The 25,332-nt window shown below is 56.8% G+C and carries 21 protein-coding genes; 11 read left to right on the top strand and 10 right to left on the bottom strand.

Features of this window, described 5'->3' with window-relative positions; translation table 11 throughout:
- Positions 1–76: 76 nt before the first annotated feature.
- Entirely contained in the window at positions 77–1,552 is a 1,476-nt protein-coding gene (gene ilvC, locus A3466_RS06955) for a ketol-acid reductoisomerase (protein WP_063449985.1), read from the top strand.
- A 38-nt stretch (positions 1,553–1,590) separates the two neighbouring features.
- Here ilvC and trmL read toward each other — a convergent pair whose 3' ends face one another.
- From trmL to lldP, 5 genes are all read right to left on the bottom strand, one after another.
- Entirely contained in the window at positions 1,591–2,064 is a 474-nt protein-coding gene (gene trmL / locus A3466_RS06950) for a tRNA (uridine(34)/cytosine(34)/5-carboxymethylaminomethyluridine(34)-2'-O)-methyltransferase TrmL (protein WP_022649772.1), read from the bottom strand.
- 46 nt (positions 2,065–2,110) lie between these two features.
- Positions 2,111–3,451 carry an MFS transporter gene (locus A3466_RS06945; RefSeq protein WP_063449984.1) on the bottom strand — a complete coding sequence of 447 codons (1,341 nt, stop codon included), beginning with the start codon at positions 3,449–3,451 and terminating at the stop codon, positions 2,111–2,113.
- Positions 3,452–3,632: 181 nt separating this feature from the next.
- Entirely contained in the window at positions 3,633–4,820 is a 1,188-nt protein-coding gene (gene lldD, locus A3466_RS06940; protein ID WP_063449983.1) for an FMN-dependent L-lactate dehydrogenase LldD, read from the bottom strand.
- Positions 4,817–5,590 (bottom strand): transcriptional regulator LldR, encoded by a 774-nt coding sequence (gene lldR / locus A3466_RS06935; protein WP_063449982.1) that lies wholly within the window; start codon positions 5,588–5,590, stop codon positions 4,817–4,819. Before lldR ends, lldD begins: the two co-directional genes overlap by 4 nt.
- Positions 5,587–7,242 (bottom strand): L-lactate permease, encoded by a 1,656-nt coding sequence (gene lldP / locus A3466_RS06930; RefSeq protein ID WP_063449981.1) that lies wholly within the window; start codon positions 7,240–7,242, stop codon positions 5,587–5,589. Before lldP ends, lldR begins: the two co-directional genes overlap by 4 nt.
- Positions 7,243–8,339: 1,097 nt before the next feature.
- Between lldP and A3466_RS06925 the strand changes: the two genes are divergently transcribed.
- The 4 genes from A3466_RS06925 to A3466_RS06910 are packed head-to-tail and all read left to right on the top strand — an operon-like array spanning position 8,340 to position 13,215.
- Positions 8,340–8,921, top strand: a complete 582-nt coding sequence (locus A3466_RS06925) for a fimbrial protein (RefSeq protein WP_063449980.1) — start codon at positions 8,340–8,342, stop codon at positions 8,919–8,921.
- A gap of 30 nt (positions 8,922–8,951) precedes the next feature.
- Positions 8,952–9,626 carry a fimbrial biogenesis chaperone gene (locus A3466_RS06920; RefSeq protein WP_063449979.1) on the top strand — a complete coding sequence of 225 codons (675 nt, stop codon included), beginning with the start codon at positions 8,952–8,954 and terminating at the stop codon, positions 9,624–9,626.
- On the top strand, positions 9,583–12,111 hold the full coding sequence (locus tag A3466_RS06915; protein WP_245167739.1) for a fimbria/pilus outer membrane usher protein: 2,529 nt from the start codon (positions 9,583–9,585) through the stop codon (positions 12,109–12,111). Before A3466_RS06920 ends, A3466_RS06915 begins: the two co-directional genes overlap by 44 nt.
- Positions 12,112–12,120: 9 nt before the next feature.
- On the top strand, positions 12,121–13,215 hold the full coding sequence (locus A3466_RS06910) for a fimbrial protein (protein ID WP_063449977.1): 1,095 nt from the start codon (positions 12,121–12,123) through the stop codon (positions 13,213–13,215).
- Between the two features lie 31 nt (positions 13,216–13,246).
- Here A3466_RS06910 and A3466_RS06905 read toward each other — a convergent pair whose 3' ends face one another.
- The 4 genes from A3466_RS06905 to A3466_RS06890 all read right to left on the bottom strand — a co-directional run bounded on the left by A3466_RS06905 (position 13,247) and on the right by A3466_RS06890 (position 17,413).
- Entirely contained in the window at positions 13,247–13,609 is a 363-nt protein-coding gene (locus tag A3466_RS06905; protein ID WP_063449976.1) for a YibL family ribosome-associated protein, read from the bottom strand.
- A gap of 58 nt (positions 13,610–13,667) precedes the next feature.
- Positions 13,668–14,258, bottom strand: coding sequence for a mannitol operon repressor MtlR (mtlR, locus tag A3466_RS06900; RefSeq protein WP_063449975.1), 591 nt, complete (start codon positions 14,256–14,258; stop codon positions 13,668–13,670).
- Positions 14,255–15,403 carry a mannitol-1-phosphate 5-dehydrogenase gene (gene mtlD / locus A3466_RS06895; protein ID WP_062935822.1) on the bottom strand — a complete coding sequence of 383 codons (1,149 nt, stop codon included), beginning with the start codon at positions 15,401–15,403 and terminating at the stop codon, positions 14,255–14,257. The genes mtlR and mtlD overlap by 4 nt, the downstream gene beginning before the upstream one ends.
- A 102-nt stretch (positions 15,404–15,505) precedes the next feature.
- Positions 15,506–17,413: a PTS mannitol transporter subunit IICBA gene (locus A3466_RS06890; RefSeq protein WP_063449974.1), complete on the bottom strand. Its 1,908-nt coding sequence runs from the start codon at positions 17,411–17,413 to the stop codon at positions 15,506–15,508.
- A gap of 436 nt (positions 17,414–17,849) precedes the next feature.
- Between A3466_RS06890 and A3466_RS06885 the strand changes: the two genes are divergently transcribed.
- The 3 genes from A3466_RS06885 (at position 17,850) to selB (ending at position 21,782) form a co-directional block, all read left to right on the top strand.
- Complete coding sequence (locus A3466_RS06885) at positions 17,850–18,458, top strand: glutathione S-transferase (RefSeq protein ID WP_063449973.1); 609 nt, start codon at positions 17,850–17,852, stop codon at positions 18,456–18,458.
- A 103-nt stretch (positions 18,459–18,561) separates the two neighbouring features.
- A complete protein-coding gene (gene selA, locus A3466_RS06880; RefSeq protein WP_063449972.1) occupies positions 18,562–19,947 on the top strand; it encodes an L-seryl-tRNA(Sec) selenium transferase in 1,386 nt (461 codons plus the stop codon).
- Positions 19,944–21,782 (top strand): selenocysteine-specific translation elongation factor, encoded by a 1,839-nt coding sequence (gene selB, locus A3466_RS06875; RefSeq protein ID WP_063449971.1) that lies wholly within the window; start codon positions 19,944–19,946, stop codon positions 21,780–21,782. Before selA ends, selB begins: the two co-directional genes overlap by 4 nt.
- A gap of 3 nt (positions 21,783–21,785) precedes the next feature.
- Here the strand turns inward: selB and A3466_RS06870 are convergent, their stop codons facing one another.
- A complete protein-coding gene (locus tag A3466_RS06870) occupies positions 21,786–22,670 on the bottom strand; it encodes an ROK family protein (protein ID WP_063449970.1) in 885 nt (294 codons plus the stop codon).
- Between the two features lie 166 nt (positions 22,671–22,836).
- Between A3466_RS06870 and aldB the strand changes: the two genes are divergently transcribed.
- From aldB to A3466_RS06860, 3 genes are all read left to right on the top strand, one after another.
- Positions 22,837–24,375 (top strand): aldehyde dehydrogenase AldB, encoded by a 1,539-nt coding sequence (gene aldB, locus A3466_RS06865; RefSeq protein ID WP_063449969.1) that lies wholly within the window; start codon positions 22,837–22,839, stop codon positions 24,373–24,375.
- A gap of 244 nt (positions 24,376–24,619) precedes the next feature.
- Complete coding sequence (locus A3466_RS22210) at positions 24,620–24,805, top strand: type II toxin-antitoxin system HicA family toxin (RefSeq protein ID WP_074160963.1); 186 nt, start codon at positions 24,620–24,622, stop codon at positions 24,803–24,805.
- 14 nt (positions 24,806–24,819) lie between these two features.
- Complete coding sequence (locus A3466_RS06860; RefSeq protein ID WP_063449968.1) at positions 24,820–25,224, top strand: type II toxin-antitoxin system HicB family antitoxin; 405 nt, start codon at positions 24,820–24,822, stop codon at positions 25,222–25,224.
- The last annotated feature ends 108 nt before the right edge of the window (positions 25,225–25,332 follow it).

The raw sequence follows: 25,332 nt of genomic DNA, 5'->3' as shown, positions 1-25,332 counted from the left end.
CCTGTTGTAATGTGGGTACATTCTCGCTGAAACGCGAACCGAACAATAAGACACACAACATCACGAGGTATCACCCATGGCTAACTACTTTAATACACTGAACTTGCGCCAGCAGCTGGCGCAGCTGGGCAAATGCCGCTTCATGGCGCGCGATGAATTTGCCGATGGCGCGAGCTACCTTCAGGGTAAAAAAGTGGTCATCGTCGGCTGTGGCGCACAGGGCCTGAACCAGGGCCTGAACATGCGTGACTCCGGGCTGGATATCTCCTACGCCCTGCGCAAAGAAGCGATTGCCGAGAAGCGCGCTTCATGGCGTAAAGCGACTGAAAACGGCTTCAAAGTGGGTACCTATGAAGAGCTGATCCCGCAGGCGGATCTGGTGGTGAACCTGACGCCGGACAAGCAGCATTCTGACGTTGTGCGTTCCGTTCAGCCGCTGATGAAAGACGGCGCCGCGCTGGGTTACTCCCACGGCTTTAACATCGTTGAAGTGGGCGAGCAGATCCGTAAAGACATCACCGTAGTGATGGTGGCGCCGAAGTGCCCGGGTACGGAAGTGCGTGAAGAGTACAAGCGTGGCTTCGGCGTACCGACGCTTATCGCGGTTCACCCGGAAAACGATCCGAAAGGCGAAGGCATGGCGATTGCCAAAGCCTGGGCTGCGGCCACCGGCGGCCACCGTGCGGGCGTGCTGGAATCTTCCTTCGTTGCGGAAGTGAAATCTGACCTGATGGGCGAGCAGACCATTCTGTGCGGCATGCTCCAGGCCGGCTCTCTGCTGTGCTTCGACAAGCTGGTGGAAGAAGGTACCGATCCGGCCTATGCAGAAAAACTGATTCAGTTCGGCTGGGAAACCATCACCGAAGCGCTGAAGCAGGGCGGCATTACGCTGATGATGGACCGCCTGTCCAACCCGGCAAAACTGCGCGCGTTCGCACTCTCTGAACAGCTGAAAACCATCATGGCGCCGCTGTTCCAGAAACACATGGACGACATCATCTCCGGCGAATTCTCTTCCGGCATGATGGCGGACTGGGCGAATGACGACAAAAAACTGCTGACCTGGCGCGAAGAGACCGGTAAAACCGCGTTCGAAACCGCGCCGCAGTATGAAGGTAAAATCACCGAGCAGGAGTACTTCGACAAAGGCGTACTGATGATCGCGATGGTGAAAGCAGGCGTTGAGCTGGCGTTCGAAACCATGGTGGATTCCGGCATCATCGAAGAGTCGGCGTACTATGAATCACTGCACGAACTGCCGCTGATTGCGAACACTATCGCCCGTAAGCGTCTGTACGAAATGAACGTGGTGATCTCCGATACCGCCGAGTACGGTAACTACCTGTTCTCTTACGCATGCGTGCCGCTGCTGAAAGAGTTCATGACTACCCTGCAAGCAGGCGATCTGGGCAAAGCGATTGCGGAAGGTGCGGTTGATAACGCGCAACTGCGTGACGTAAACGAAGCGATTCGCAGCCATGAAATCGAGAAAGTGGGCCAGAAACTGCGCGGCTACATGACCGATATGAAACGCATCGCGGTAGCAGGCTAAATACGACGAATCGGGTGGCGCAAGCCACCCGAAATGGTTCAGCTACGCAGTATCGCGCCGGGATATCCCAGCTGGCGCCACGCCTCATACACCACCACCGACACCGCATTCGACAGGTTCATGCTGCGGCTGTCCGGCATCATCGGAATACGAATTTTTTGCTCGGCTGGCAGGGCATCCAGAATGGTGGCCGGCAGGCCGCGGGTTTCCGGACCAAACATCAGATAATCCCCGTCCTGATAGCTTACGGCGCTGTGCGCTGGCGTACCTTTGGTGGTCAGGGCGAACATGCGCTGCGGCTTCTCGGCGTCCAGAAACGCGGCGTAATCGTGATGACGAACGACGGCAGTAAACTCATGGTAATCCAGCCCGGCGCGGCGCAGGCGTTTGTCGTCCCACGTGAAGCCCATCGGCTCAATGATGTGCAGACGAAAACCGGTGTTGGCGCACAGGCGGATGATATTGCCGGTATTGGGTGGGATTTCTGGTTCGAATAAGACGATGTTAAGCATGCTGCCCCCTTAATTGCGGGGGGCAGAATAGCAGAAAAGAGAGGGACTACGCGACGCCCGGTTCCTGTATACGACAACGCAGCATTTTGTAGCAGGTCGCCGCCGCAGCCACCAGGGCGGGCACGCTGAGGATCATTAAAATACTGTCTGCCTGCCACTGCATGGAAAGAAGCTGGGCGCTGGTCATGGTGCCCGCCACGCCGCCGAAGCGGCCGATCCCCTGCATCCAGGCGATACCCGTCGCGCGGCACTCGGTAGGGTAAAAGGTAGCGGCCAGAGTTTGCATGCCTGACTGCGCGCCGTTCATCGCGATCCCCATCAGGAATATCAGCCCGCCAAACATGACGATATGGTTATGCTCAATGCCCAGTAAAAGAATAAGGCCCATCGTCAGCACGAAACCACCCGCGACCACCTTATGCGCTTCCCAGCGGTCCATCATCCAGCCCGCGAGCAGAATGCCTGCGGTGCCGCCGAAGGTAAACAGCGAGGTGAGCCAGGCGGACTCGGCCAGCGCATAGCCCATCCCCTGCATCAGCGTCGGCATCCAGCTAAGCAGGACGTAGTAAATGACCAGCCCCATAAAGTAGGTGACCCACAGCATCAGGGTGCCGGGTAGCCAGGGCATGGAAAAAAGCTGTGCCACGCTCCCTTTTTTAGACGCCACCTTTTCTTCCGCCAGGAAAAAGCCCGTGACGCTATCGAGCGCGCTGCGGCTGAACCGGCTGGCGATGCGGCGAATTTGCGCGACGTCTTTCCCGCGCTGCACCAGAAACTTCACCGATTCCGGCAGCAGCAGCGCCAGCAGCACGGTTAAAATCAGCGGCGCAATCGCGCCGGTCAGCAGTACGCTTCGCCAGCCGTGGTGAGGGATAAGCCAGGAAGAGATCGCCCCGCCGCCCGCCGCACCTAGAGGAAAGCCGCAGTACATGGTATTGATCGCCATAGCGCGGCAGCGCTGGGGAGCAAACTCCGAGATCAGCGTGATGGCGTTAGGCATTGCGGCACCCAGCCCGAGACCCGTCAGAAATCGCCACAGCGTCAGCGTATTCAGGCTTTGCGCCCAGGCCGTACCCAGGCTCGCCAGGCCGAAGAACAGACACGAAAAGACCAGCACGCGCTTGCGTCCCATGCGGTCCGATACCGGACCTGCAATCAGGGCCCCCAACGACAGCCCCAGCAGCGCCGCACTCAGCACCGGCCCCAGATCCTGTTTATTTATTCCCCACTCCGCCGACAGCGTAGGCGCAATGTAACCCATCGCTGCGGTATCGAACCCATCGATCGCCAGCACCAGAAAGCCCAGCACAATAAGAAGCCAGTGAAACCCTGAAAAAGGACTTTCATCGATCACCTGCTGAATATCCACCCGACCTGAATACGTCATATGCGCCTCTCCGATGTAATGTTGTTTTTGTGTTCTTGTATTTGCTTGTCTATACAATTGCGGAGGGGCAGGGTGTGTCAAATTTTCTTATCCATAATGTTACGTAGGTGTTATTTCCGACAAAAAAAAGCGCCCGAGGGGGAAACCGGGCGCAGAGAAAAGGTGGGGTAACGGGAGAAGATCAGGCCGCGTCGCCATGTGACAGCGGAGCCAGCGCCGCCGGCAGTTTACTCAGCTCCTGCACCAGCGAATCCTTGCTGATTTCGCTAATCGACTTCGCGCCGGTCAGGGTCATCGCCACCTTCATCTCTTTCTCGATCAGGTTCAGCAGGTTCGCCACGCCGGCCTGACCGCTGGTGGCCAGGGCATAGAGGTACGCGCGGCCCAGCAGCACGCTGTCTGCGCCCAGCGCAATCATGCGCACCACGTCCAGCCCGTTACGAATACCGCTGTCGGCCAGGATCGCAATATCGCCCTTCACCGCATCGGCAATGGCGGGCAGCGCGCGGGCGGAAGAGAGCACCCCGTCGAGCTGACGTCCGCCGTGGTTAGAAACGACGATCCCGTCGGCGCCGAAACGCACCGCGTCGCGGGCATCTTCCGGATCAAGGATCCCTTTGATCACCATCGGGCCATCCCAGAATTCGCGGATCCACTCCAGGTCCTTCCACGAGATCGACGGATCGAAGTTATTCGCCAGCCAGCCGATGTAATCTTCCAGCCCGGTCGGTTTACCCAGGTAGGCCGAAATATTGCCCAGATCGTGCGGACGGCCGTTCAGCCCCACATCCCACGCCCACTGCGGATGCGTCACCGCCTGCCAGTAGCGGCGCATCGCGGCGTTCGGGCCGCTCATGCCGGAGTGGGCGTCGCGGTAGCGGGCGCCGGGCGTGGGCATATCGACGGTAAAGACCAGCGTTGAGCAGCCCGCCACTTTGGCGCGCTCCAGCGCGTTACGCATAAAGCCGCGATCGCGCAGGACGTACAGCTGGAACCACATCGGGCGCTTGAGGGTCGGCGCGACCTCTTCAATCGGGCAGACTGAGACGGTAGAAAGCGTAAATGGAATGCCTTTGGCATCCGCTGCGGCGGCGGCCTGCACTTCGCCCCGGCGGGCGTACATGCCGCATAAGCCAACGGGCGCAAGCGCCACCGGCATGGCGAGCGTTTCGTTAAACAGCTTTGTCTCAAGGCTCAGGTCAGACATATTCTTCAGCACACGCTGGCGCAGGGCCACCTCAGAGAGATCCTCCACGTTGCGGCGCAGGGTATATTCGGCGTAAGCCCCGCCATCAATGTAGTGGAACAGGAACGGCGGCAAAATGCGCTGCGCCGCGGCGCGATAGTCACTGGCTGCTGAAATAATCATGCTTTGTTCTCCCTGGAAATATCACTCTCGCCAGGCAGACGGGTAATACGCGCCTGTCGGGCCTGATCTTCATCGAATCGTTTAATGGTGGTGTGCACGAACCCGAGATGCGCCATCATCGCTTTACGCGCGGCCTCGGCATCACCGGCAAGAATGGCGTTGAGCACGGCTTCATGCTGTTCGGTCAGCTGAGCGAAGACCGGCGGGACCAGATACATGCGCTGGCGGCTCTGCTTCACGGAGGATTGCAGCAGGTCGAAGAACCCGCGCATGGTTTGCAGCAGCACGACGTTATGGGACGCCTCGGCAATCGCCAGATGAAAACGCACGTCGGCCTGCGAGGCGATATCCGGGTCGCTGCTTTGCGTGGCGTCAAAACAGGCTTTGAGCTTCTCTTTGTCGGCGTCGGTCGCCCGCATCGCCGCGTGCCACGCGGTGCTGGTCTCGATGGCGTGACGCGCTTCGAGGATGTCAAAGCTGTAGTCCGGGTCGTTTTCCATCAGCGTTTTCAGCGGCTGAACGATGTTTTGCTCGGACCAGTTGTCATGCTGCCAGCGCACAAAAGTGCCGCCGCCGCGACGGCTCAGCAGCACACCTTCGCTGACCAGGGTTGCCAGCGCCTCGCGCAGTGAATTGCGCGACACGCCAAGCTGGGCGGCAAGCTGGCGTTCGGCGGGCAATCTCATGCCCGCCTCCAGCTGTTGTTCTTCAATCAGCGCCCGCACGCGAGTGGCAATCTCGTCGGACAGGCGTCTGGGCATCACTATCATGGAATCATCCAGGTTAAGACATAGGCCTGCAATGTGGTGATCACGCCCACCATGCAGGTAAATATCAGGCTGTGTTTGACGGTAAAGCGGAACAGATCCGACTCTTTGCCTACCAGTCCCACCGCGGCACAGGCAATGGCGATGGACTGCGGCGAGATCATCTTCCCGGTTACGCCGCCCGTCGTGTTTGCTGCCACAAGCAAGACATCAGAAACGCCAATCTGCTGTGCGGCCGTGGCCTGTAAGGCGGCAAACAGGGCGTTAGACGACGTATCGGAACCGGTCAGGAACACTCCCAGCCAGCCGAGGAACGGCGAGAAGAAGGTGAATGCATGCCCGGTGTGCGCCAGCGCTAACGCCAGCGTCGACGACAGGCCGGAGTAGTTCGAGATAAACGCGAACGCCAGCACCATGCCGATGGAGTAGATCGGCAGCATCAGCTCTTTAATCGTTGCCGCAAAAGTCTGCACCGCGGCGGCAGGCTTCATGCGCAGCCACACCACGGAAAGGATAGCTGCAAACAGGATGGCCGTGCCGGTGGCAGAGAACCAGTCAAACTTAAACACTGCCGCATACGGCGTGGCGTCGTGCACCACCGGCGGCATACGGGCGACCATCTTGTCGAGGAACGGTACGGAGATGTTAATCACCATGTCGTACAGCGCGCCGCCCGGGGCGAACAGCGCCTTAAACGGCGGAATGCTCCACAGCGTCACGGTAGCGGTCAGGAACAGGAACGGCGACCACGCGCGAAGGATCTGTCCGGCGGTATAGCCGGTGCGGGCGAGGGTCTGGTCCACGTGCGATGCGCCCATGTCCGCAAAGCGGAAGATACGTACCGGCTGCCAGCGCTTCAGGAACAGCGTCAGACAGACCAGCGACACCAGGGAAGAGATGATGTCCGGCAGTTCCGGGCCAAGGAAGTTTGAACTGAGGTACTGGGCAATGGCGAACGAGCCGCCTGCCACCATCACCGCAGGCCAGGTCTCCTTCACGCCGCGCCAGCCGTCCATAATCGCCATGATCCAGAACAGTACGATAATGGTCAGGAACGGCAGCTGACGGCCCACCATCTGGCCGATCTCGAAGCTGTCCAGCCCGGTCACCTGACCTGCCACCAGAATCGGAATGCCCATCGCGCCAAACGCCACCGGCGCAGTGTTCACAATCAGGCACAGGCCAGCGGCATACAGTGGGTTAAAGCCCAACCCGACCAGCAGCGCGGCGGTAATCGCTACCGGCGCGCCGAATCCTGCCGCGCCTTCAAGGAACGCCCCGAAGGAGAAGCCGACTATCAGCATCTGTAAACGCTGGTCCGGGGTAATAGAGAGGATCGACGAACGAATAATGTCGAACTGCCCGGTTTTAACCGAGATTTTGTAGACAAAGACCGCGGCGATGATGATCCACGCAATCGGCCACAGGCCGTAGAAGAAACCATACACCACGGAGGCCAGCGCGCGATCGACCGGCATTTTGTAGAAGAACAGCGCCACCAGCAGGGCGATGGCAACGGTATACGTCGCCGCAAGGTAGCCCTTCAGCTTGAGCTTAATCAGCGCAAAGAAGAAGAACAGGATCGGTAGCGATGCGATCAGGCTCGACAGCCAGATATTCCCGGCCGGGTCATAGTTTTGTTGCCAGAGGCTCATGCAGGTCTCCTGAGGACCACACAGCCTGGGTTGCGGGTGAGTCTCCGCTCAACTCTGCGTCACAGTCTGCGTAAAAGTGGTCCATCCAATTTTGTGTTGTAGGGGTTATGGCAATAAATGGTTAATCAATTGTTGCTTTTCAGCAATGGTTTTGTGAAGTGAAGCAGTAAAACTGTGAAGGATGGTTCGCTTTAAAGCGCATTGGTAGGACCAAAAGGCTCGTGCAGTCCGTCCGTTCGCGGCGCGGGCCGTAGCAGCGGGCTGAACATCTTTTCATCAATCGGAGCGGATGCGGCGTGTTAAAGACGATAATAAAAAAGTATCAATACGTAACTTAGGTTAACGGCGAGATGTATTTTTGTTTATATTAAGTATGTGATTAATGTTTAACGTGTAGATAAAATGGCGTATTTCAGAGAAATAAAAATTTTTTTTAGGTAAAAATGCGAAATCCAATATGTAGCAAAAAATTTTAATTAAGATAAATTTCACATAGAGATTTTAACAGCGTATTACAAACGATCAATTGCTGATCAATAAGTAAATATCCTGCGTTTGACTGATTTCGCAGAATAATGTCTAAGCATGGCATCCTGGTTCAACGTTTCCTTCTAATAATAATCCGAAATAAATTGATCAAACATTGATCAGTCAACTCTTTTTTTAATTTAGAAAGGGGATTAGAAGGACACTAATAGTGTGTAGCGTGATGAAAACAGGTTAAATTTGTTGTTTTAATGTTAACTTTAAATGGTTTATAAGCGATGCTGCACGCCTTTCGGTGCATAGACGTTATAAAGCATTTGATTTACTATTTATGAAGATGCTGCGTTACAAAAGAAATGACGTTCTTTTTTAACCTTAATGTATTCATTGTTATTTTCTGCCTGAAGTTATTCCTTTGTTGGGGAATAAATGCGTATGGCTCAAAGAAAATAAATGGATTACCACACCGGGATGGACCCCACGTTATTCTATGAGGTCGCGTCACCACCTCTATTTATACCCTTTAGTGACGTTTTAATTCCTTATAGCAATGACCGTATTTGGCACGACAATTCTAAATCTGTTTAATGTACAGAGGGGTTTGCTTTCAAATGAAAATCAAAAATGTGGCGCTGGCGATTGCTGCGGCGGGGCTGCTGTTATCTTCTCAATCGGTACTGGCAAGCAATGATTCAGGTGTTATTACTAACCTGGATACAGGCGCAGGTACGCAGAGCACAGGCGGGGTAATCAACTTCACTGGCAAAATTACCCTTATTTCCTGTGATATTACTCCAGCGTCAAAAAGCAAAACGGTAGATCTCGGCGCGTGGGCGAAAAGCTACTTCGACGATCACACAGAAACGACGCCGCGTGAGTTCAAAATTAACGTGGAGAACTGCCCGGAGACGGTTGAATCGGTTGCGGTTCTGTTTGACGGAACCAAAGATACGGTGAATGACACGCTGCTACAAGTTACCCCAGGCCAGGGGATGGCGACGGGCGTCGGCGTGAAGCTGTATAACAGCGATCGCAGCACCGCCATTAAGCCGGGTACGGTATCAGAAACAACCGCACCAGATAAGGAAGGTAATGCTGAATTAACCTTCTATGCTGCTCTCGATAAAGATGGAACCGAAATCAACGCGGGCGATGTGAACGCCGTGTCTAACTTCCTGATGGTTTATAACTGATTTCACTTTCAGCCACCTCCAGAGATAATAATGATGAAACGTTTATCGTATATTATGCTCACTGCATTAATGGTTAGCTCTGCGTCAGTTTCCGCAGGCGTTGTAATGGGTGGAACGCGGATCGTATACCCGCAAAACAGCAAGGAGGTGGCATTTTCTGTTTCTAATATGGAAAGTGCGGTTCCCTACCTTATTCAGTCGTGGGTTGAAGGCGATGTGCAGGATAAAAATAACGCCGCGCCCTTTATCGTCACGCCACCGCTGTTCAGGCTTGATCCGGAGCAGACCAACACGCTGCGTATTCAATATACCGGCGCACCGCTGCCAACAGATCGAGAGTCCGTATTTTGGCTGGATATTAAAGCGATTGCGCCAAAGCCAAAAGAGAGCAATAACGAATTACAGGTTAACGTCAAATCGAAATTTAAAATTTTCTACCGCCCGGACAACCTGAAAGGGGACGCCGCCACGGCCTGGCAGAAAATAACATTTTCGCGGACGGAAAAAGGGCTTAAGGCCTCCAACCCGACGCCATATTACGTCTCTTTTTATCGGCTGACCGTCGGCGGGCATAAAATTGAGCAGCCCGGCATGATCGGTCCAGGTGAAACTCGCGAATGGCCTGTGGCTGCCTCCGGTGGCGTAAGCTGGTCGGCTATTAATGATTTCGGTGCCATTACCGCCACCCGCTCTCAGCCGCTTTAACACCATGCCTTTTCGCCTGTTTCGTTACGCGCCGCTTTCGGTGCTTCTGCTCAGCTTCAGCCGCGCCGGGATGGCCGAGGATTATTTTGATCCCGCCGCGCTGGAGCTTTCCTCTTCCGAACAGAAAACGGCGGATCTGCACTATTTCTCTGAAAAGGGCGGGCAAATGCCCGGCATCTGGCTCGTGACGCTGGAGATTAATGGACGCGAGGAGCGGCACCAGGAGATCACCTTCGTCAATGAGAAAGGCCGCCTGCAACCCGTTTTTAGCGTATCGCTGCTGGAAGCGCTTGGGGTGAACGTGAGTGCGATTCCGGCATTCTCGCGGTTGCACGAGGGAGAGACCTTCACGCACCTTGACGATTTTATTCCGACAGCGCGAACCTCTTATGATTTCAACCAGCAGCGCCTGTTTCTCAGCCTGCCGCAGGCGGCGATGAAACACCGCAGCCGCGGCTACGTGCCGCAGTCGCAGTGGGATGATGGTATCCCGGCGGCATTTGTTGATTACAGCCTGTCGGGCGGCCAGGCCCGCCATCAGAGCGGCGTCACGACGTCCAGCTATGTGAGCCTGCGTAACGGCGTCAATCTGGGGGCGTGGCGATTGCGCAACACCTCGGCCTGGAGCCACAGCGACTCGGGTGGCGATCGTTTTCAGTCACAGAGCAGCTGGCTGACCCGGGATATTCGCAGCCTCAATAGCCAGCTGCGGATAGGCGATGCGTGGACCGCAGGCGATGTGTTCGATAGCGTGGCGTTTCGCGGGGTGCAGCTCTCATCAAGCGAGAGCATGTTGCCTGACAGCCAGCGCGGATTTGCACCCACCATCCGCGGCGTCGCACACAGCTTCGCTAAAGTCTCCGTTTCGCAAAATGGCTATGTGATCTATGAAACCTGGGTGGCCGCCGGGCCATTCATCATTAACGATCTGTTCCCCGGTGCGCAAAGTGGCGATCTACAGGTTACCGTCACGGAAAGTGACGGCTCGACGCGCGTTTTTACCCAACCCTATTCTGCGGTGCCGTTTATGCGACGACAGGGCAGCCTGAAATACAGCCTCAACGCCGGACGGTTTCATTCCGGCTCCAGCGATGCGCGTTCCCCCGAATTTGTTGAAGGCGCTTTCTTCTACGGTCTGCTCTCCAGGATGACGGTGTATGGCGGCTTTCGTACGGCAAACAACTATCAGGCCGGTGCGATCGGCATAGGCAGAGGGTTTGGCGCATTCGGCTCGCTGGGCATTGACGATACGCTGGCAAAAAGCCGTTTACCCAACGGCAAAAGCGCGATGGGGCAGGCGTGGCGCATTCAGTACCAGAAAGATTTCAGCGCTACCGGCACCGCCTTCAACCTGGCGAGTTATCGCTATGCCTCGCGCAATTACTACGAATTTAACGAACTGAATCAGTCCGACAGCCAGCAGCTGCAACTCAATAATCGCCGTAGCCGCTCGCAGGTCACTTTTTCACAGACGCTGGGTCAGTTCGGCAGCCTCAACGTCTCGGCGTGGATGCAGGATTACTGGCATACGTCCGGCCAGGATAAAACCATCCACATCGGCTGGTACACCAGCTGGCGGGGTATTTCCTGGGGCGCGGGATATGACTACACCGACTCAGCGCTTGAGCAGCATCCCGATCGCACCGTGTCGTTTAACGTCAATGTTCCGCTTGGCAACTGGCTACCGGGCAGTTCGGTCAGTTACTACGCCAACCACAACAATCGTGGGATGACCACGCAGCAGGTGTCACTCAACGGCAGCGCGCTGGCGAACCGCAACCTGAATTACAGCGTTCAGCAGAGTAAGACCAGTGAGGGAGAGGCCGACAGCACCAGCCTGGCGCTGCAATACAACGGAGGCTACGGCAACGTCAGCCTCGGTTATGACCACAGCCGAAACGGTAGCAACGCCAGTCTTGGACTCGCCGGAGGCGTCATCGCCACGCAGTATGGTGTCACGCTCAGCCAGCCGCTGGGCGATACCGTCGCCCTGCTGCGCGTGCCCGGCGCGGCGAACGTTGAGCCGGAGGGCTACAACGGGATCCATACCGACAGCCGCGGCTACGCGGTCATGCCAACGCTCTCGGCCTACCGCAAGAATACCGTCAATCTGGATACGGCGACGCTTGGCGAGAACGTCGACGTCGAGCAGAGCGGTCTGACGCTCATTCCCACCAGCGGCGCGGTGGTGCTGGCCAATTACACAACCCACATTGGGTATCGCGTCCTGTTTTCCCTGCGCTATCACGGCGAACCGCTGCCGTTTGGCGCGCAGGCTGAAGTGGTGGAGCAGAACCGCCGTTCTGCAAACCGAAGCATGGTCGCTGACGGCGGTCAGGCCTACCTGAGCGGGGTACCGGAGCGCGGCACCTTGCGCGTCACTTGGTATGAGGGCGGGGAACAGCATCAGTGCCAGACACCTTTCAGGCTGGGCGAGGCTCACATGGCCCCCGGCATCGCCACCCTGTCTCTTGCGTGTCATTAGAGGATTATCATGCGTCGTTTTATTCACTGGTTTTTCTATCTGAGCCTGCTTTCGCTTTTTGGCATGCTGAGTTTTCATGCCCATGCTCAGGCCTCACCTTGTCGCACCACCCGCGATCAGTGGGTCGTTCAGGTGCCCTACGCCATAGGGTATGCGCCCGGCACGGCAGACTGGACGCCAGTTTCCGCGCCGATACAGTCTACCGGGGCGGATTTCTACAGCTGTGATGGCGGGAATGACGCCTGGCGTAGCATCGGCTTTGTCGACATGGATAACCCCGTCGGTACCGTGGTGGGTGAAGACGGCGCGGCGCGCCACGTTTACAAAACCCAGATCGACGGTATCGGCTACGCGCTGGGGTTCCGGGAGCAGCAGTACTGCGGCGCTGATGCGGTACGCTACATTGACGGCACCAGCCCGGTGGATGGCAATGAGTCCCGGCGCATTTGCGACGCATCGCAAAACCCCGCCTTTGCCAGCGCCTCAACGTATAAGATGCAGTTCTGGGTGGTGTTTTACAAAATCCCGACGACCAGCGCCATGCCTGATGATAACGTCAACTCCCAGGAGAAAAATGTTGGATCGCTGATCTTGCAGGCGGGAGAAAATAAAGCCAGCGCCACCAACGTGGCGACACCGGTACAGATCCATCTCGCCAGCTTCACCGTCAGGCGTACCAGCTGTTCAGTGGGCTCTCGCAGCATTCTTGTTCCCATGGGGAGCGTAAGCCAGCGTGAATTTCACGGCCCAGGCTCACGGGCCGGAGGCGGACGCTTCAGCATTCCGGTGACCTGCGAAAATAATACGGCGGTGAAGATGGGTTTCTTTGGTGATACCACACCGGCCAACGATCGGGCACTGGCACTGACGAAGCAGGAGGATAGCGCCAGCGGTGTCGGAATCGAATTGCTTTACGGTGACAATACCGGTTCGGTTCAGGGGCAGGTGGTACAGTGGAACACCCCGCAGGTATCAGCGCTTGGCCAGGTAGGGGATAACCAGACGCAGACCTTCTGGTTTGACGCGCATTACATTCAGACAGAAGAGAACGTGTCGGCGGGAAAAGCGGATGCGATGGCGACGTTTAACCTGATCTACAACTGAGTTTCCCCTGCCGCAGGGCAGGGGAGAGCGATCAGAATTCGGTCTTACAAAAGCCCGTCATCTCTTTCAGGCCCATTTCGCGGCCAAGCTCGGTCATCGGGTGCACCACCACCAGGCCACGGACGCTTTTCTTCAGCTTGCCCATGTCGGCCTGCTCTTTTTTGGTGATCGCACGGCGATGCGGCATGTTCATCAGCTTCTGTGCTTCTTTACTCAGCTTCTGGCCTTTCACTTCGCGCAGGCGCTCGATTTCCGCTTCCAGCTTCACGGACTCTTTTTCCAGCTCGGCGTATTTCTCGGCGGAATCGACCAGGGAGAGACCGGCCATTTGATGGCGGACCAGATCCAGACGGTCGCTCAGGCGTTTAATTTCGTTCTTTTCGACTTCTTTCATGACAAATAACTCTGAAAACGGGGAATTTACAGGGAAGGATACACCAATGTGTGCGGGCTTACTTCTGAAACGCTTTTTTTAAGCTGATTTTAGAAATCAGCTCAGTCAGGGAAAGCACCATGGTGGAGCGGACAACCTGTTGATAACGCAGCTTTTGCATCGCGTACAGTTCAGGGTCGCTGTTATCAAAATGGGGAGCAGGAGGCAGGGCGGATACGCAGTGCAGCTCGCCGAACGGCCCCAGGATCTCATCATCGGTAAAGGTGTACTCGTTACCGTCATGATTGAGCTCTTCGCGCAGTGCCATTAACAGCTCGGCGTCTTCATACTCCTGCCGGTTGAGCACGCCAAGACCGTAGATCAGCTTCAGGCGCACCGACAGATCGCCCAGCGGTCCGTCTCCGTCCAGCAACGGTTCAACAGCATACTTTACCGCGTAGTCATCTTTGCGAAACACCTGAAGCACCAGAATGTTCACCGCCTCGGTTAACAGCTCGACGGCGGCAATCAGAAAGCTTCGTACGGTTTTGCCAGCATTCAGACGCTCAAGCACACGATTTTCAAAGGCCTGGGTTTGTTCCATTGTTGCCTGCATATCTGACAATCTGTTATTCGGGCGCAGGCTCACCTGCGCCGGATTCTGCATCATTTGGTTGCGTTGTATGCGTTAACCGCCTCCGCAACCACGTCGCTGCTGGCGTCCAGACCGGAAATCTGCGCCAGCGCAGCCTGCGCGCCTTTGTCATCAATCAGCTGAGCCAGCTCAATCGCCTGCGGGTCCTGCTCGCTGCGGTAGTGCATCGCGGCAGCAATCCCTTTCACCAGGTTGGCGTGCGGCAGGCCGTATTCCAGCGTGCCCAGCAGCGGTTTAATCAGGCGGTCGCCCGCGCTCAGCTTACGCAGCGGCTGACGGCCCACGCGCTCAACGTCATCTTTCAGATACGGGTTTTCAAAACGACCGAGGATTTTCTGGATGTATGCTGCGTGTTTATCAGCATCAAAACCGTAGCGTTTGATCAGCACCGCGCCGCTCTCTTCCATTGCCCCTTTGACCACCGCACGGATGTTCTCATCGAGGATCGCGTCGCGAATGGTCTGATGACCGGCCAATTTTCCGAGGTACGCGGTTATAGCATGCCCGGTGTTCAGCGTGAAGAGTTTACGTTCGACAAATGCCATCAGGTTATCAGTGAGTTCCATTCCCGGAATGGTCGGCAGCGCGCCCTTGAACTGGGTTTTATCGACGATCCACTCGCTGAAGGTTTCTACGGTCACTTCCAGCGGATCGTTGGTGGCGGATTCGGATGGAGGAACGATGCGGTCTACGGCGGAATCCACAAACCCGACGTGCGCTTCAACCCAGGCTTTATCTTCCTCAGCCACGGCCGCCATAACGTGGCCTTTCAGCTGCGTGGTGCCGCGCACCATGTTTTCACAGGCGATGATGTTCAGCGGTGTTTCAATGCCCTGTGCTTTACGCTTCGTCAGGCCTTTCGCGACCGCAGGAGCAATACGTTCAAGCACTACCGGACCCACGGCGGTGGTCACCAGATCAACGCTGGCGATCAGGTCAATCACGTCGTCGCCAATGCTGCTCACCGCGTTCACGCCAGAGACCGTTTCAACCTGCTCGTTTTCACCGACTACATGTACCTGATAGCTATGACGGGCGTTCAGGGCATCCAGAACCACCTGATTCACATCGGCGAATGTCAGGGTAATGCCCGCGTCTGCCAGCAGTTTACCGATAAAGCCACGACCAATATTACCTGCGCCAAAATGTAATGCTTTCATAGTATTAACCTTCATCAATGTTTTTACCCGAGAGGGCTGGGGTGAGAAACGTTTTCCCCTCACCCTAGCCCTCTCCCCGGTGGGGAGAGGGAAGAGACGCTGTTATTTGTTGAGCAACGCCAGCACTTCTTCAACGCTGGTGGTGTTAGCCAGACGCTCAATGACCGTTTCATCATCCAGGGCGTTGGTCAGGCTGGTAATCACCTGAATGTGCTCGTTGTTGCGAGCAGCGATACCAATCACCAGACGGGCGATGTCGTCGTCTTCTTCACCGAAGCGCACGCCGTCAGGATACTGACAGAACACCACGCCAGTTTTCAGTACGCGGTCTTTCGCTTCAACCGTACCGTGAGGAACCGCGATGGATTCACCCAGGTAGGTTGGCGTCAGCCTTTCACGCTCCAGCATCGCGTCAACGTATTCAGGCTGAACGTAGCCGCCTTTCACCAGCTGCTCACCGGCGAAGCGAATCGCCTCTTCTTTATTGGTCGCGGTGCGGCCAAGGAAGATGTTTTCCGCGCCCAGCCTGAACAGATGCGCGTTGCTCTCGTCAAAGCTGTCTTGCAGGCTGGAGCGCACCTTCACTTCGTTATCTTCATGGCGCTGGGCCGCAACCAGACGTTCGGTCAGGCTGGTGTACAGGCCGCTGTCCAGGAAGTTGGTCAGTGAAATGTGCTGCGCCTGCGGCACCTGACGCATGGCGCGCTCGGTCAGATCGCGGTGCGTGATCACCAGGTCAACGTCCGGCGGCAGGTTGTTAATCGCGCTGTTGGTCACGGAGATGTTGGTCAGACCCGCATCCTGTACTTTCTTACGCAGCACGCCGGCACCCATTGCGCTGGAACCCATACCGGCGTCGCAGGCAACGATGATTTTACGCACGTGACTCAGGTCGTTAGAGACATCGCCAGCCGCCAGCGGCGTAGCGCCTTTGGATTCGGCTTTCATGTCGTGCATACGGCGGGTTGCCGCTTCGATATCGTCGTCTTCCTTCACCTTGCTGGTTTTCAGCAGGATAGCGGATGCCACGAAGGAGACCGCCATGGCCGCACAGATTGCCGCGATGTTTGCAAAGTAAGCGCCTTTCGGGGTCATCGCAAGCACCGCCAGGATAGAGCCCGGAGAAGCAGGGGACACCAGACCGCCGCCCAGCACGTTCAGAGTGAACACGCCGGTCATACCGCCGAGGATAACGGCCAGGATCAGACGCGGGTTCATCAGCACGTACGGGAAGTAAATTTCGTGGATACCGCCCAGGAAGTGGATGATAGCCGCGCCGCCAGCAGACTGTTTCGCGCTGCCGCGACCAAAGAACATGTACGCCAGCAGAACGCCCATGCCCGGACCCGGGTTGGCTTCAATCAGGAAGAAGATGGACTTGCCGAGATCGTGAGACTGCTGAATACCCAGCGGGGAGAAGATACCGTGGTTAATGGCGTTGTTAAGGAACAGGATTTTCGCCGGTTCAACGAAGATAGACGCCAGCGGCAGCATGTCGTGCGCCACCATGAAGTTAACGCCCGCCGCCAGCAGTTTGGACAGCACTTCAACCGCCGGACCAATGCCGAGGAACGCCAGAATCGCGAGGATCATCCCGATGATGCCCGCGGAGAAGTTGTTCACCAGCATTTCGAAGCCGGACTTGATCTTGCCATCAACCCAGACGTCGAATTTCTTAATCGCCCAGCCGCCCAGAGGACCGGCAATCATCGCACCGAGGAACATCGGCATATCCGCACCGACGATCACGCCCATGGTTGTGATGGCACCCACGACGCCACCGCGGTCACCGCCCACCAGACGACCACCGGTATAACCGATGAGCAGCGGCAGCAGGTATGTGATCATTGGGCCAACAAGTTTCGCCAGCGTTTCGTTAGGCAACCACCCTGTCGGAATAAACAATGCGGTGATAATACCCCACGCGATAAACGCGCCGATATTTGGCATCACCATGTTGCTGAGGAAACGACCAAAGCTTTGCACTTTGATCTTGAAATCGGATGACATAAAACACCCCTTCTTATGTTTACGCTTAGGCTTATGGCCCGAGGTTTATCGTTAATGTGCGGCGGCAGAGGTAGCCGGGCCCTGTTCTGATGCTGTGAAATCTGGCACTGAATCGTTCAACTGTCCAGACAGCGAAATTTTGTGTGATCGCAGTCACGTAAATGTAGGGGGTGTGGTGATTAATGAAGTGACGACGATCACATAATAAGTGTGTAAAAAAAATACATCGCGCAAAATTGCGCCAGGTTAGCGCCATTTTTGTGATAATAATCACATTGCTAAGTTGGCGGTTTGTTTCTGGATTGTGACTTGATTCACAAAATATTTTTATGCGGATTCCTCCCGTATCGCCTGAGGTCAGGAATGCGATACGCATACCTGCCTTTTTTCACGGCGTGATCCATACTGACCTCTTTGTGGGCATTAAGGATAAGCAATGAAACTCATCGGCAGTTATACCAGTCCTTTCGTGCGTAAGATTTCGATTCTCCTGCTGGAGAAAGGGATTGAATTTGAATTCGTGAATGAACAGCCCTACAACGCTGAGAACGGCGTTGCGCAGTACAACCCGCTGGGTAAAGTTCCGGCGCTGGTCACGGACGAGGGTGACTACTGGTTTGATTCCCCGATCATTGCGGAATACATTGAGCTGCTTGGCGTTGCGCCAGCCATGCTGCCGGCGGATCCAAAAGCGGCGCTGGCGGTGAAGCAAATTGAAGCGCTGGCCGATGGCATTATGGACGCAGCATTAACGTCCGTGCGCGAGCAGGCGAGGCCCGCCGCACAGCAGTCAGAGGATGAACTGCTGCGTCAGAGAGAAAAAATCAGCCGCAGCCTGGATAGGTGTGAACAGCTGATCCGCGACGGTAAAATCCAAAGCGATAGCCTGAATCTGGCGACGATCGCCATCGCCTGCGCCATTGGCTACCTCAATTTCCGCCGGGTCTCGCCGGGGTGGTGCGTGGATCGCCCGCTGCTGGTTAAGCTGGCGGAGACGCTCTTCCAGCGCGAAAGTTTTGCCCGTACCGAACCACCAAAGGCTTGATGCGGGTTATAACACTTCCCGGCAGGAGGCGGTACAATCCCCCCACATGTTAACTCCCTCTCCCGTCGGGAGGGGGGAAGATATTTACTCGCCAGGCGCATTCATGACTACTCATCATTCCCTCTACAGCCAGATCCCCGCAATCGATCGTCTGCTTCGTGAACCGCGCATAGCCGCGGTGCTGGCGCAGTTTGGCCATACTGCAACGGTCGACATGCTACGCCAGCTTCAGGATGACGCGCGCCGCCATATTCAGGCTGAGAACGCGCTTCCTGGCTGGTGCATGGCGTGGGAGCAGGAAGTTGAACGGAGGCTGAATGAGCGCGCGCAAAGCGCATTGCGCCCGGTCATTAACCTGACGGGCACGGTTCTGCACACCAATCTGGGCCGTGCACAACAGGCAGAAGAGGCGATACAGGCCGTCACCCGGTCCATGCGCTCGCCGGTGACGCTGGAGTACGATCTGGACGGCGCCGGGCGCGGGCATCGCGATCGTGCGCTGGCCGATCTGCTCTGCCAGATCACCGGCGCGGAAGATGCCTGCATTGTGAATAATAACGCGGCGGCGGTGCTGTTGATGCTGGCGGCTACCGCGAGCGGGAAAGAGGTTGTCGTCTCTCGCGGCGAGCTGGTGGAGATCGGCGGGGCATTTCGTATTCCGGATGTCATGCGCCAGGCGGGCTGCACGCTGCATGAAGTGGGCACAACCAACCGTACCCATGCTAAAGATTATCGCGCGGCGGTGAATGAAAACACCGCGCTGCTGATGAAAGTGCATACCAGCAATTACCATATCGAGGGGTTCACCAAAACGGTGGATGAAGCCGAGCTGGCTGCCATTGGGCGCGAGCTTAACGTGCCGGTGATCGCCGATCTCGGCAGCGGGTCGCTGGTGGATATGCGCCAGTACGGTCTGCCAAAAGAGCCGATGGTGCAGGAAATGGTTGCCGCGGGCGTAAGCCTGGTCAGTTTCTCTGGCGATAAACTGCTGGGTGGACCACAAGCGGGGATTATCGTCGGCAGGCGCGAGCTGATTGCGCAGCTACAGCAACATCCGCTCAAGCGCGCCCTGCGGGCCGATAAAATGACGCTGGCCGCGCTGGAAGCCACGCTGCGGCTCTATCTTCACCCGGAGAAACTGGCTGACCGCCTGCCCACGTTGCGTTTGCTAAGCCGTTGTGCAGCCTCCATTCGCGCGCAGGCGGAAGCGCTACTGCCGCAGATTGCTCCTCACTACCCTGAATTTGATGTTCGTATCGAGCCTTGCCTGTCGCAAATTGGCAGCGGCTCGCTGCCGGTGGACAGATTACCGAGCGAAGCGCTGACGTTCACCCCGCGCGACGGACGCGGAAGCCAGCTTGAGGCGCTGTCGGCGCGCTGGCGTGCATTACCGACGCCGGTGATTGGCCGGATCGGTGACGGTCGCATGTGGCTGGATTTACGCTGTCTGGAAGATGAAGTGCGGTTTCTGGAGATGATGTTGAAATGATTATTGCCACCGCCGGTCACGTTGACCACGGCAAAACCACGTTATTGCAGGCCATTACGGGCGTGAATGCCGATCGCCTGCCGGAAGAGAAAAAGCGCGGCATGACCATTGACCTGGGATACGCCTACTGGCCGCTGCCCGATGGCCGCGTGCTGGGCTTTATCGACGTGCCCGGCCACGAGAAGTTTCTTTCCAATATGCTCGCGGGCGTGGGCGGGATCGATCACGCTCTGCTGGTGGTCGCGTGCGATGACGGGGTGATGGCGCAAACGCGCGAGCATCTGGCGATCCTGCAACTGACGGGCAGCCCGCAGCTGACCGTCGCCCTCACCAAAGCGGACCGTGTGGATGAGGCGCGAATCGACGAGGTGCGTAAAGAGGTGCTGGCAACGCTCGATGAATACGGTTTTAAGGATGCGTCACTGTTTGTCACCGTGGCGACAGAAGGCCGCGGTATCGACGCCCTTCGCGACCATTTGCAGCAGATTCCGCCTCGTGAACATGCCAGCCATCACCGCTTCCGTCTGGCGATCGACAGGGCGTTCACCGTAAAAGGTGCTGGGCTGGTGGTGACCGGCACCGCGCTGAGCGGCGAAGTGAACGTGGGCGATTCCCTGTGGCTGACGGGCGTGAATAAACCGATGCGCGTGCGCGGGCTTCACGCGCAAAACCAGCCGGTGGAACAGGCCCACGCCGGGCAGCGTATCGCGCTGAATATTGCCGGTGATGCCGAAAAAGATCAGCTTAACCGCGGCGACTGGCTGCTGGCTGACGCGCCGCCGGAGCCTTCTGAACGGATTATCGTTTCACTCCAGACCCACACGCCGCTGACCCAGTGGCAGCCGCTGCATATCCACCACGCGGCCAGCCACATCACCGGACGCGTGTCGCTGCTGGAAAACGATCTCGCCGAACTGGTGTTCGACTCCCCGCTCTGGCTGGCGGATAACGACCGCCTGGTCCTGCGCGATATTTCGGCGCGGGAAACGCTGGCGGGCGCGCGCGTGGTCATGCTTAATCCGCCCCGTCGCGGCAAGCGTAAGCCCGAGTATTTACAGTGGCTGGGCGCGCTGGCGAAGGCCCGCGATGATAAGTCTGCGTTAGATATCCACCTTGAGCGTGGTGCGGTGGATCTGGCTGCGTTCGCCTGGGCGCGCCAGCTCAGCGGCGAAGGATTGCGGCTTCTGACGCAGGAGCCAGGTTTTATTCAGGCCGGTAATAGCCTGCTGAACGCGCCGGTGGCGGCGCGCTGGCAGCGTAAGGTGCTGAGCACGCTGGCGACCTACCATGAACAGCATCAGGATGAGCCAGGCCCGGGCCGTGAACGTCTGCGGCGCATGGCGTTGCCAATGGAAGACGACGCGCTGGTGCTGCTGCTGATTGAAAATATGCGCGCCAGCGGCGCGATCGCAAGCCATCACGGCTGGCTGCACCTGCCGGAACACAAGGCGGGTTTTACCGCCGAGCAGGACGCGGTGTGGCAAAAGGTGGCGGCGCTGTTTGGCGATGAACCGTGGTGGGTACGCGATCTGGCGCGTGAAACCCATACCGATGAGCAGCTAATGCGTCAGGTACTGCGCCATGCGGCCCAGCAGGGCATGATTGTGGCGATCGTGAAAGATCGTTATTACCGTAACGATCGGATCGTGGCGTTTGCGAACCTGATCCGCGAGCTGGATCATGCGCGCGGATCGACCTGCGCCGCCGACTTCCGCGATCGGCTGAACGTGGGACGCAAGCTGGCGATTCAGATCCTGGAGTACTTCAACCGCATCGGGTTTACGCGTCGTCGCGGCAATGACCATGTGCTCCGCGACGCGCAGTTATTTCCGTAAGCGTTAAGCGCTGCGCGCCTGCTTCTGCTTAGCCAGCCAGACCGCACCTAGCCTTCCCGCCTGGTTGCCCAGCTCGCAGGGGAGGATGGGCACCCGGAGCGCCTCCCACTCCTCGAATCGTTGTAAGTATTTATCCAGCAGGAGATAGATTTTCTCCTGCTCGCTAATGCCGCCGCCAATCAGCACCGCCTGCGGATCGAACATAGAGATCACGCTGTAGATGCCGCGCGACAAAAAGTGCGCCCACTCTTCAATGGCCTCGCGCAGATGCACGTCGCTTTCCATGCGTTTAAACAGCTCCTCGCCGTCAGGCATTTCGTCTTCCGACACGGCCAGCGCGCGGCGGCAGGCTTTCATCAGGCCGCTGGCGGACGCCACTTCATGCATCGGTTCGCCCTCATTGCCCACGGGCAGCACGCCAAATTCACCCGCCCGATAGTGCGATCCGCGGTAGAGATCGCCCTCCATGACGATACCGCCGCCGATGCCGGTACCGATGGTGATGCAGACGAAATGCTCATAGTCCTTGCCCGCGCCCTGCCAGCGCTCGCCCAGCGCCGCGCAGTTGGCATCATTTTCGATTGTCACGGGGAGATCGGTCAGCTGTGCGAACAGTTCGCACAGGTTTTCGCCGTCAAGATAGTCCAGCGCCCCGGCTTTGGCCGCTTCGCCGGTGTGGTGATTGATGTGTCCCGGAAAACTCACGCCAATGCCGGCGATCTCGTGCTCCTGGCAGTACTTATCCACCACCGCTTTCCACTTCTCTTTGAAGGTGCTTTCATCGTCCGGCGTATCATATTCATCGGATGTCAGTTCTTCGCCGTTTTCGTTAATTACGCCGTGTTTGATGTGGGTTCCACCCACGTCAAAGCCGATAAATAGCTGCATTGCATCGTTCCTCATGAGCCCCTGAACTATTAATTATGGCTCCGGCGGCAGAAACGAAACGTAAAGTACGGTAATCCGTGATGCGGCTCGTAAACCCGCTACCCGCTGGCGAGAAAATCACCAGCCGGAACTACCCTTGTTGTACACCTACTGCAAGGAGACGGTCATGACAAACAATCCTCCCTCATCGCGTATCCAGCCTGGCGAGTATGGTTTTCCCCTTAAGCTCAAGCCCCGCTATGACAACTTTATCGGTGGCGACTGGGTGGCACCCGTCGACGGTGAATACTATTCCAACCTGACGCCCGTCACCGGCCAGCCGTTATGTGAAATTGCCAGTTCGGGTAAGCGGGATATTGATTTAGCGCTGGATGCGGCACATAAGGTGAAGGATAAATGGGGACAGACCTCCGTACAGGACAGGGCGGCCATTTTGTTCAAAATCGCCGACCGGATGGAGCAGAATCTGGAGCTGCTGGCAACGGCAGAAACGTGGGACAACGGCAAGCCGATCCGCGAAACCATGGCGGCGGACGTCCCGCTGGCGATTGACCATTTCCGCTATTTTGCCTCCTGCATTCGTGCCCAGGAGGGCGGGATCAGCGAGGTGGACGGCGACACCGTGGCGTATCACTTCCACGAGCCGCTGGGCGTGGTGGGGCAAATCATTCCCTGGAACTTTCCGCTGCTGATGGCGAGCTGGAAAATGGCCCCCGCGCTGGCGGCGGGCAACTGCGTTGTGCTGAAACCTGCGCGCTTAACCCCGCTTTCGGTGCTGCTGCTGATGGAGGTGATTGGCGATCTGTTGCCGCCGGGCGTCATTAACGTGGTCAACGGGGCCGGGGGCGAAATTGGGGAATATCTTGCCACCTCAAAACGTATCGCCAAAGTGGCGTTCACCGGCTCAACGGAAGTGGGTCAGCAGATCATGCAGTACGCGACCCAGAACATTATTCCGGTCACGCTCGAGCTGGGCGGCAAATCGCCGAACATTTTCTTTGCCGACGTAATGGATGAAGAGGACGCCTTCTTCGACAAAGCGCTGGAAGGGTTTGCGCTGTTCGCGTTCAACCAGGGTGAAGTCTGTACCTGTCCGAGCCGCGCGCTGGTTCAGGAATCCATTTATGAGCGCTTTATGGAGCGGGCGATCCGGCGCGTGGAGTCGATCCGCAGCGGTAACCCGCTGGATAACGTCACCCAGATGGGGGCACAGGTATCGCATGGCCAGCTGGAAACCATCCTCAATTATATCGACATCGGTAAAAAAGAGGGGGCCGATGTGTTGACCGGCGGACGTCGTAAGGTACTGGGCGGCGATTTACAGGAGGGCTACTACCTTGAGCCGACCATCCTGTTCGGTCAGAACAACATGCGTGTATTCCAGGAGGAAATTTTTGGGCCAGTGCTGGCGGTCACGACGTTCAAAACCATGGACGATGCGCTGGAGCTCGCCAACGACACGCAGTATGGTCTGGGGGCGGGCGTCTGGAGCCGTAACGGTAATCTGGCCTACAAAATGGGCCGCGGCATTCAGGCCGGTCGCGTGTGGACCAACTGCTATCACGCCTATCCAGCTCATGCGGCGTTTGGCGGCTACAAGCAGTCGGGCATCGGGCGTGAAACCCATAAGATGATGCTGGAGCACTACCAGCAAACGAAATGTCTGTTGGTCAGCTACGCCGAAAAACCGCTGGGGCTGTTTTAAACTTCCGGCTCAGACCGTCGCGGATGGCCTGAGCCGGGTTAAAGCCGGGTGGCGGCTTCGCCTTACCCGGCCTACGAAAGTGCCCGCATTTTTATCTGCAACATGACAAGCTTCCCTCTTCTTTTCTCGATGCCTCTTCCTGTTTCGCTAAAGTCTGGCTGCACTGCCGTTTTTAATGCGGTAGTCTCATTCAACCCAGTAGCGATGGTGTGTATCATGTGTATAATCAGGGAAGGATTGGGATGTGAAAAGTGCGGATATCATTACTGTTCTGGTTAGCCATGGCTGGAAATGTGTAAGAACGAAGGGAAGCCGTCATCAGTTTCGCCATCCAGTGCAAAAAGGGTTGGTTACCGTCCCACATCCTAAAAAGGACATTAAACCAGGCACTCTCGCACAAATCTGGCGACAGGCGGGAATTAAACACTGATATCAGGAGTAGTTATGTTTTATCCGGCTTACATTCATTCTGATTCCGACGGTAGCGCCAGTGGTTTCTTTCCTGACGTTCCGGGGTGTTTTTTTGCGGGGGATTCACTGGATGATGCTTTTCAGGATGCACGCGATGCATTAACTGCCCATTTTGAAGCGTTGTTTGAAATGGATGAAATGTTGCCACTTCCGGGTATGGTTGAAGCGCATCTGGCAAGTCATCCGGAGGATTTCATTGGCGGACAATGGTTGCTGGTGGATATCAATATGAAACAGTTTGAAGGCAGAGTAGAGCGCATCAATATTACGATACCTCGCCGTTTGCTGGTGAAGATTGATTCCTTTGTCAGCGAGCATCCACAATTTACTAACCGAAGTGCTTTTCTTGCAGAGGCAGCACGGCGTGTGCTGCCTTAACGTTCTCCCTCTCCCGTGGGAGAGGGTTGGGATGAGGGCAACAGGCCGCAGTTAATTAGCCTTCATCCACACATATCCGCATTTACCCTAAGCTAAAAGTATCCGCGC

It is taken from the genome of Enterobacter genomosp. S (assembly GCF_001631805.1).
GTDB classification, from domain to species: Bacteria; Pseudomonadota; Gammaproteobacteria; order Enterobacterales; family Enterobacteriaceae; genus Enterobacter; species Enterobacter quasihormaechei.
Note: the sequence above shows the minus strand (reverse complement) of the source record. Positions and strands in the feature narration are given on the sequence as shown.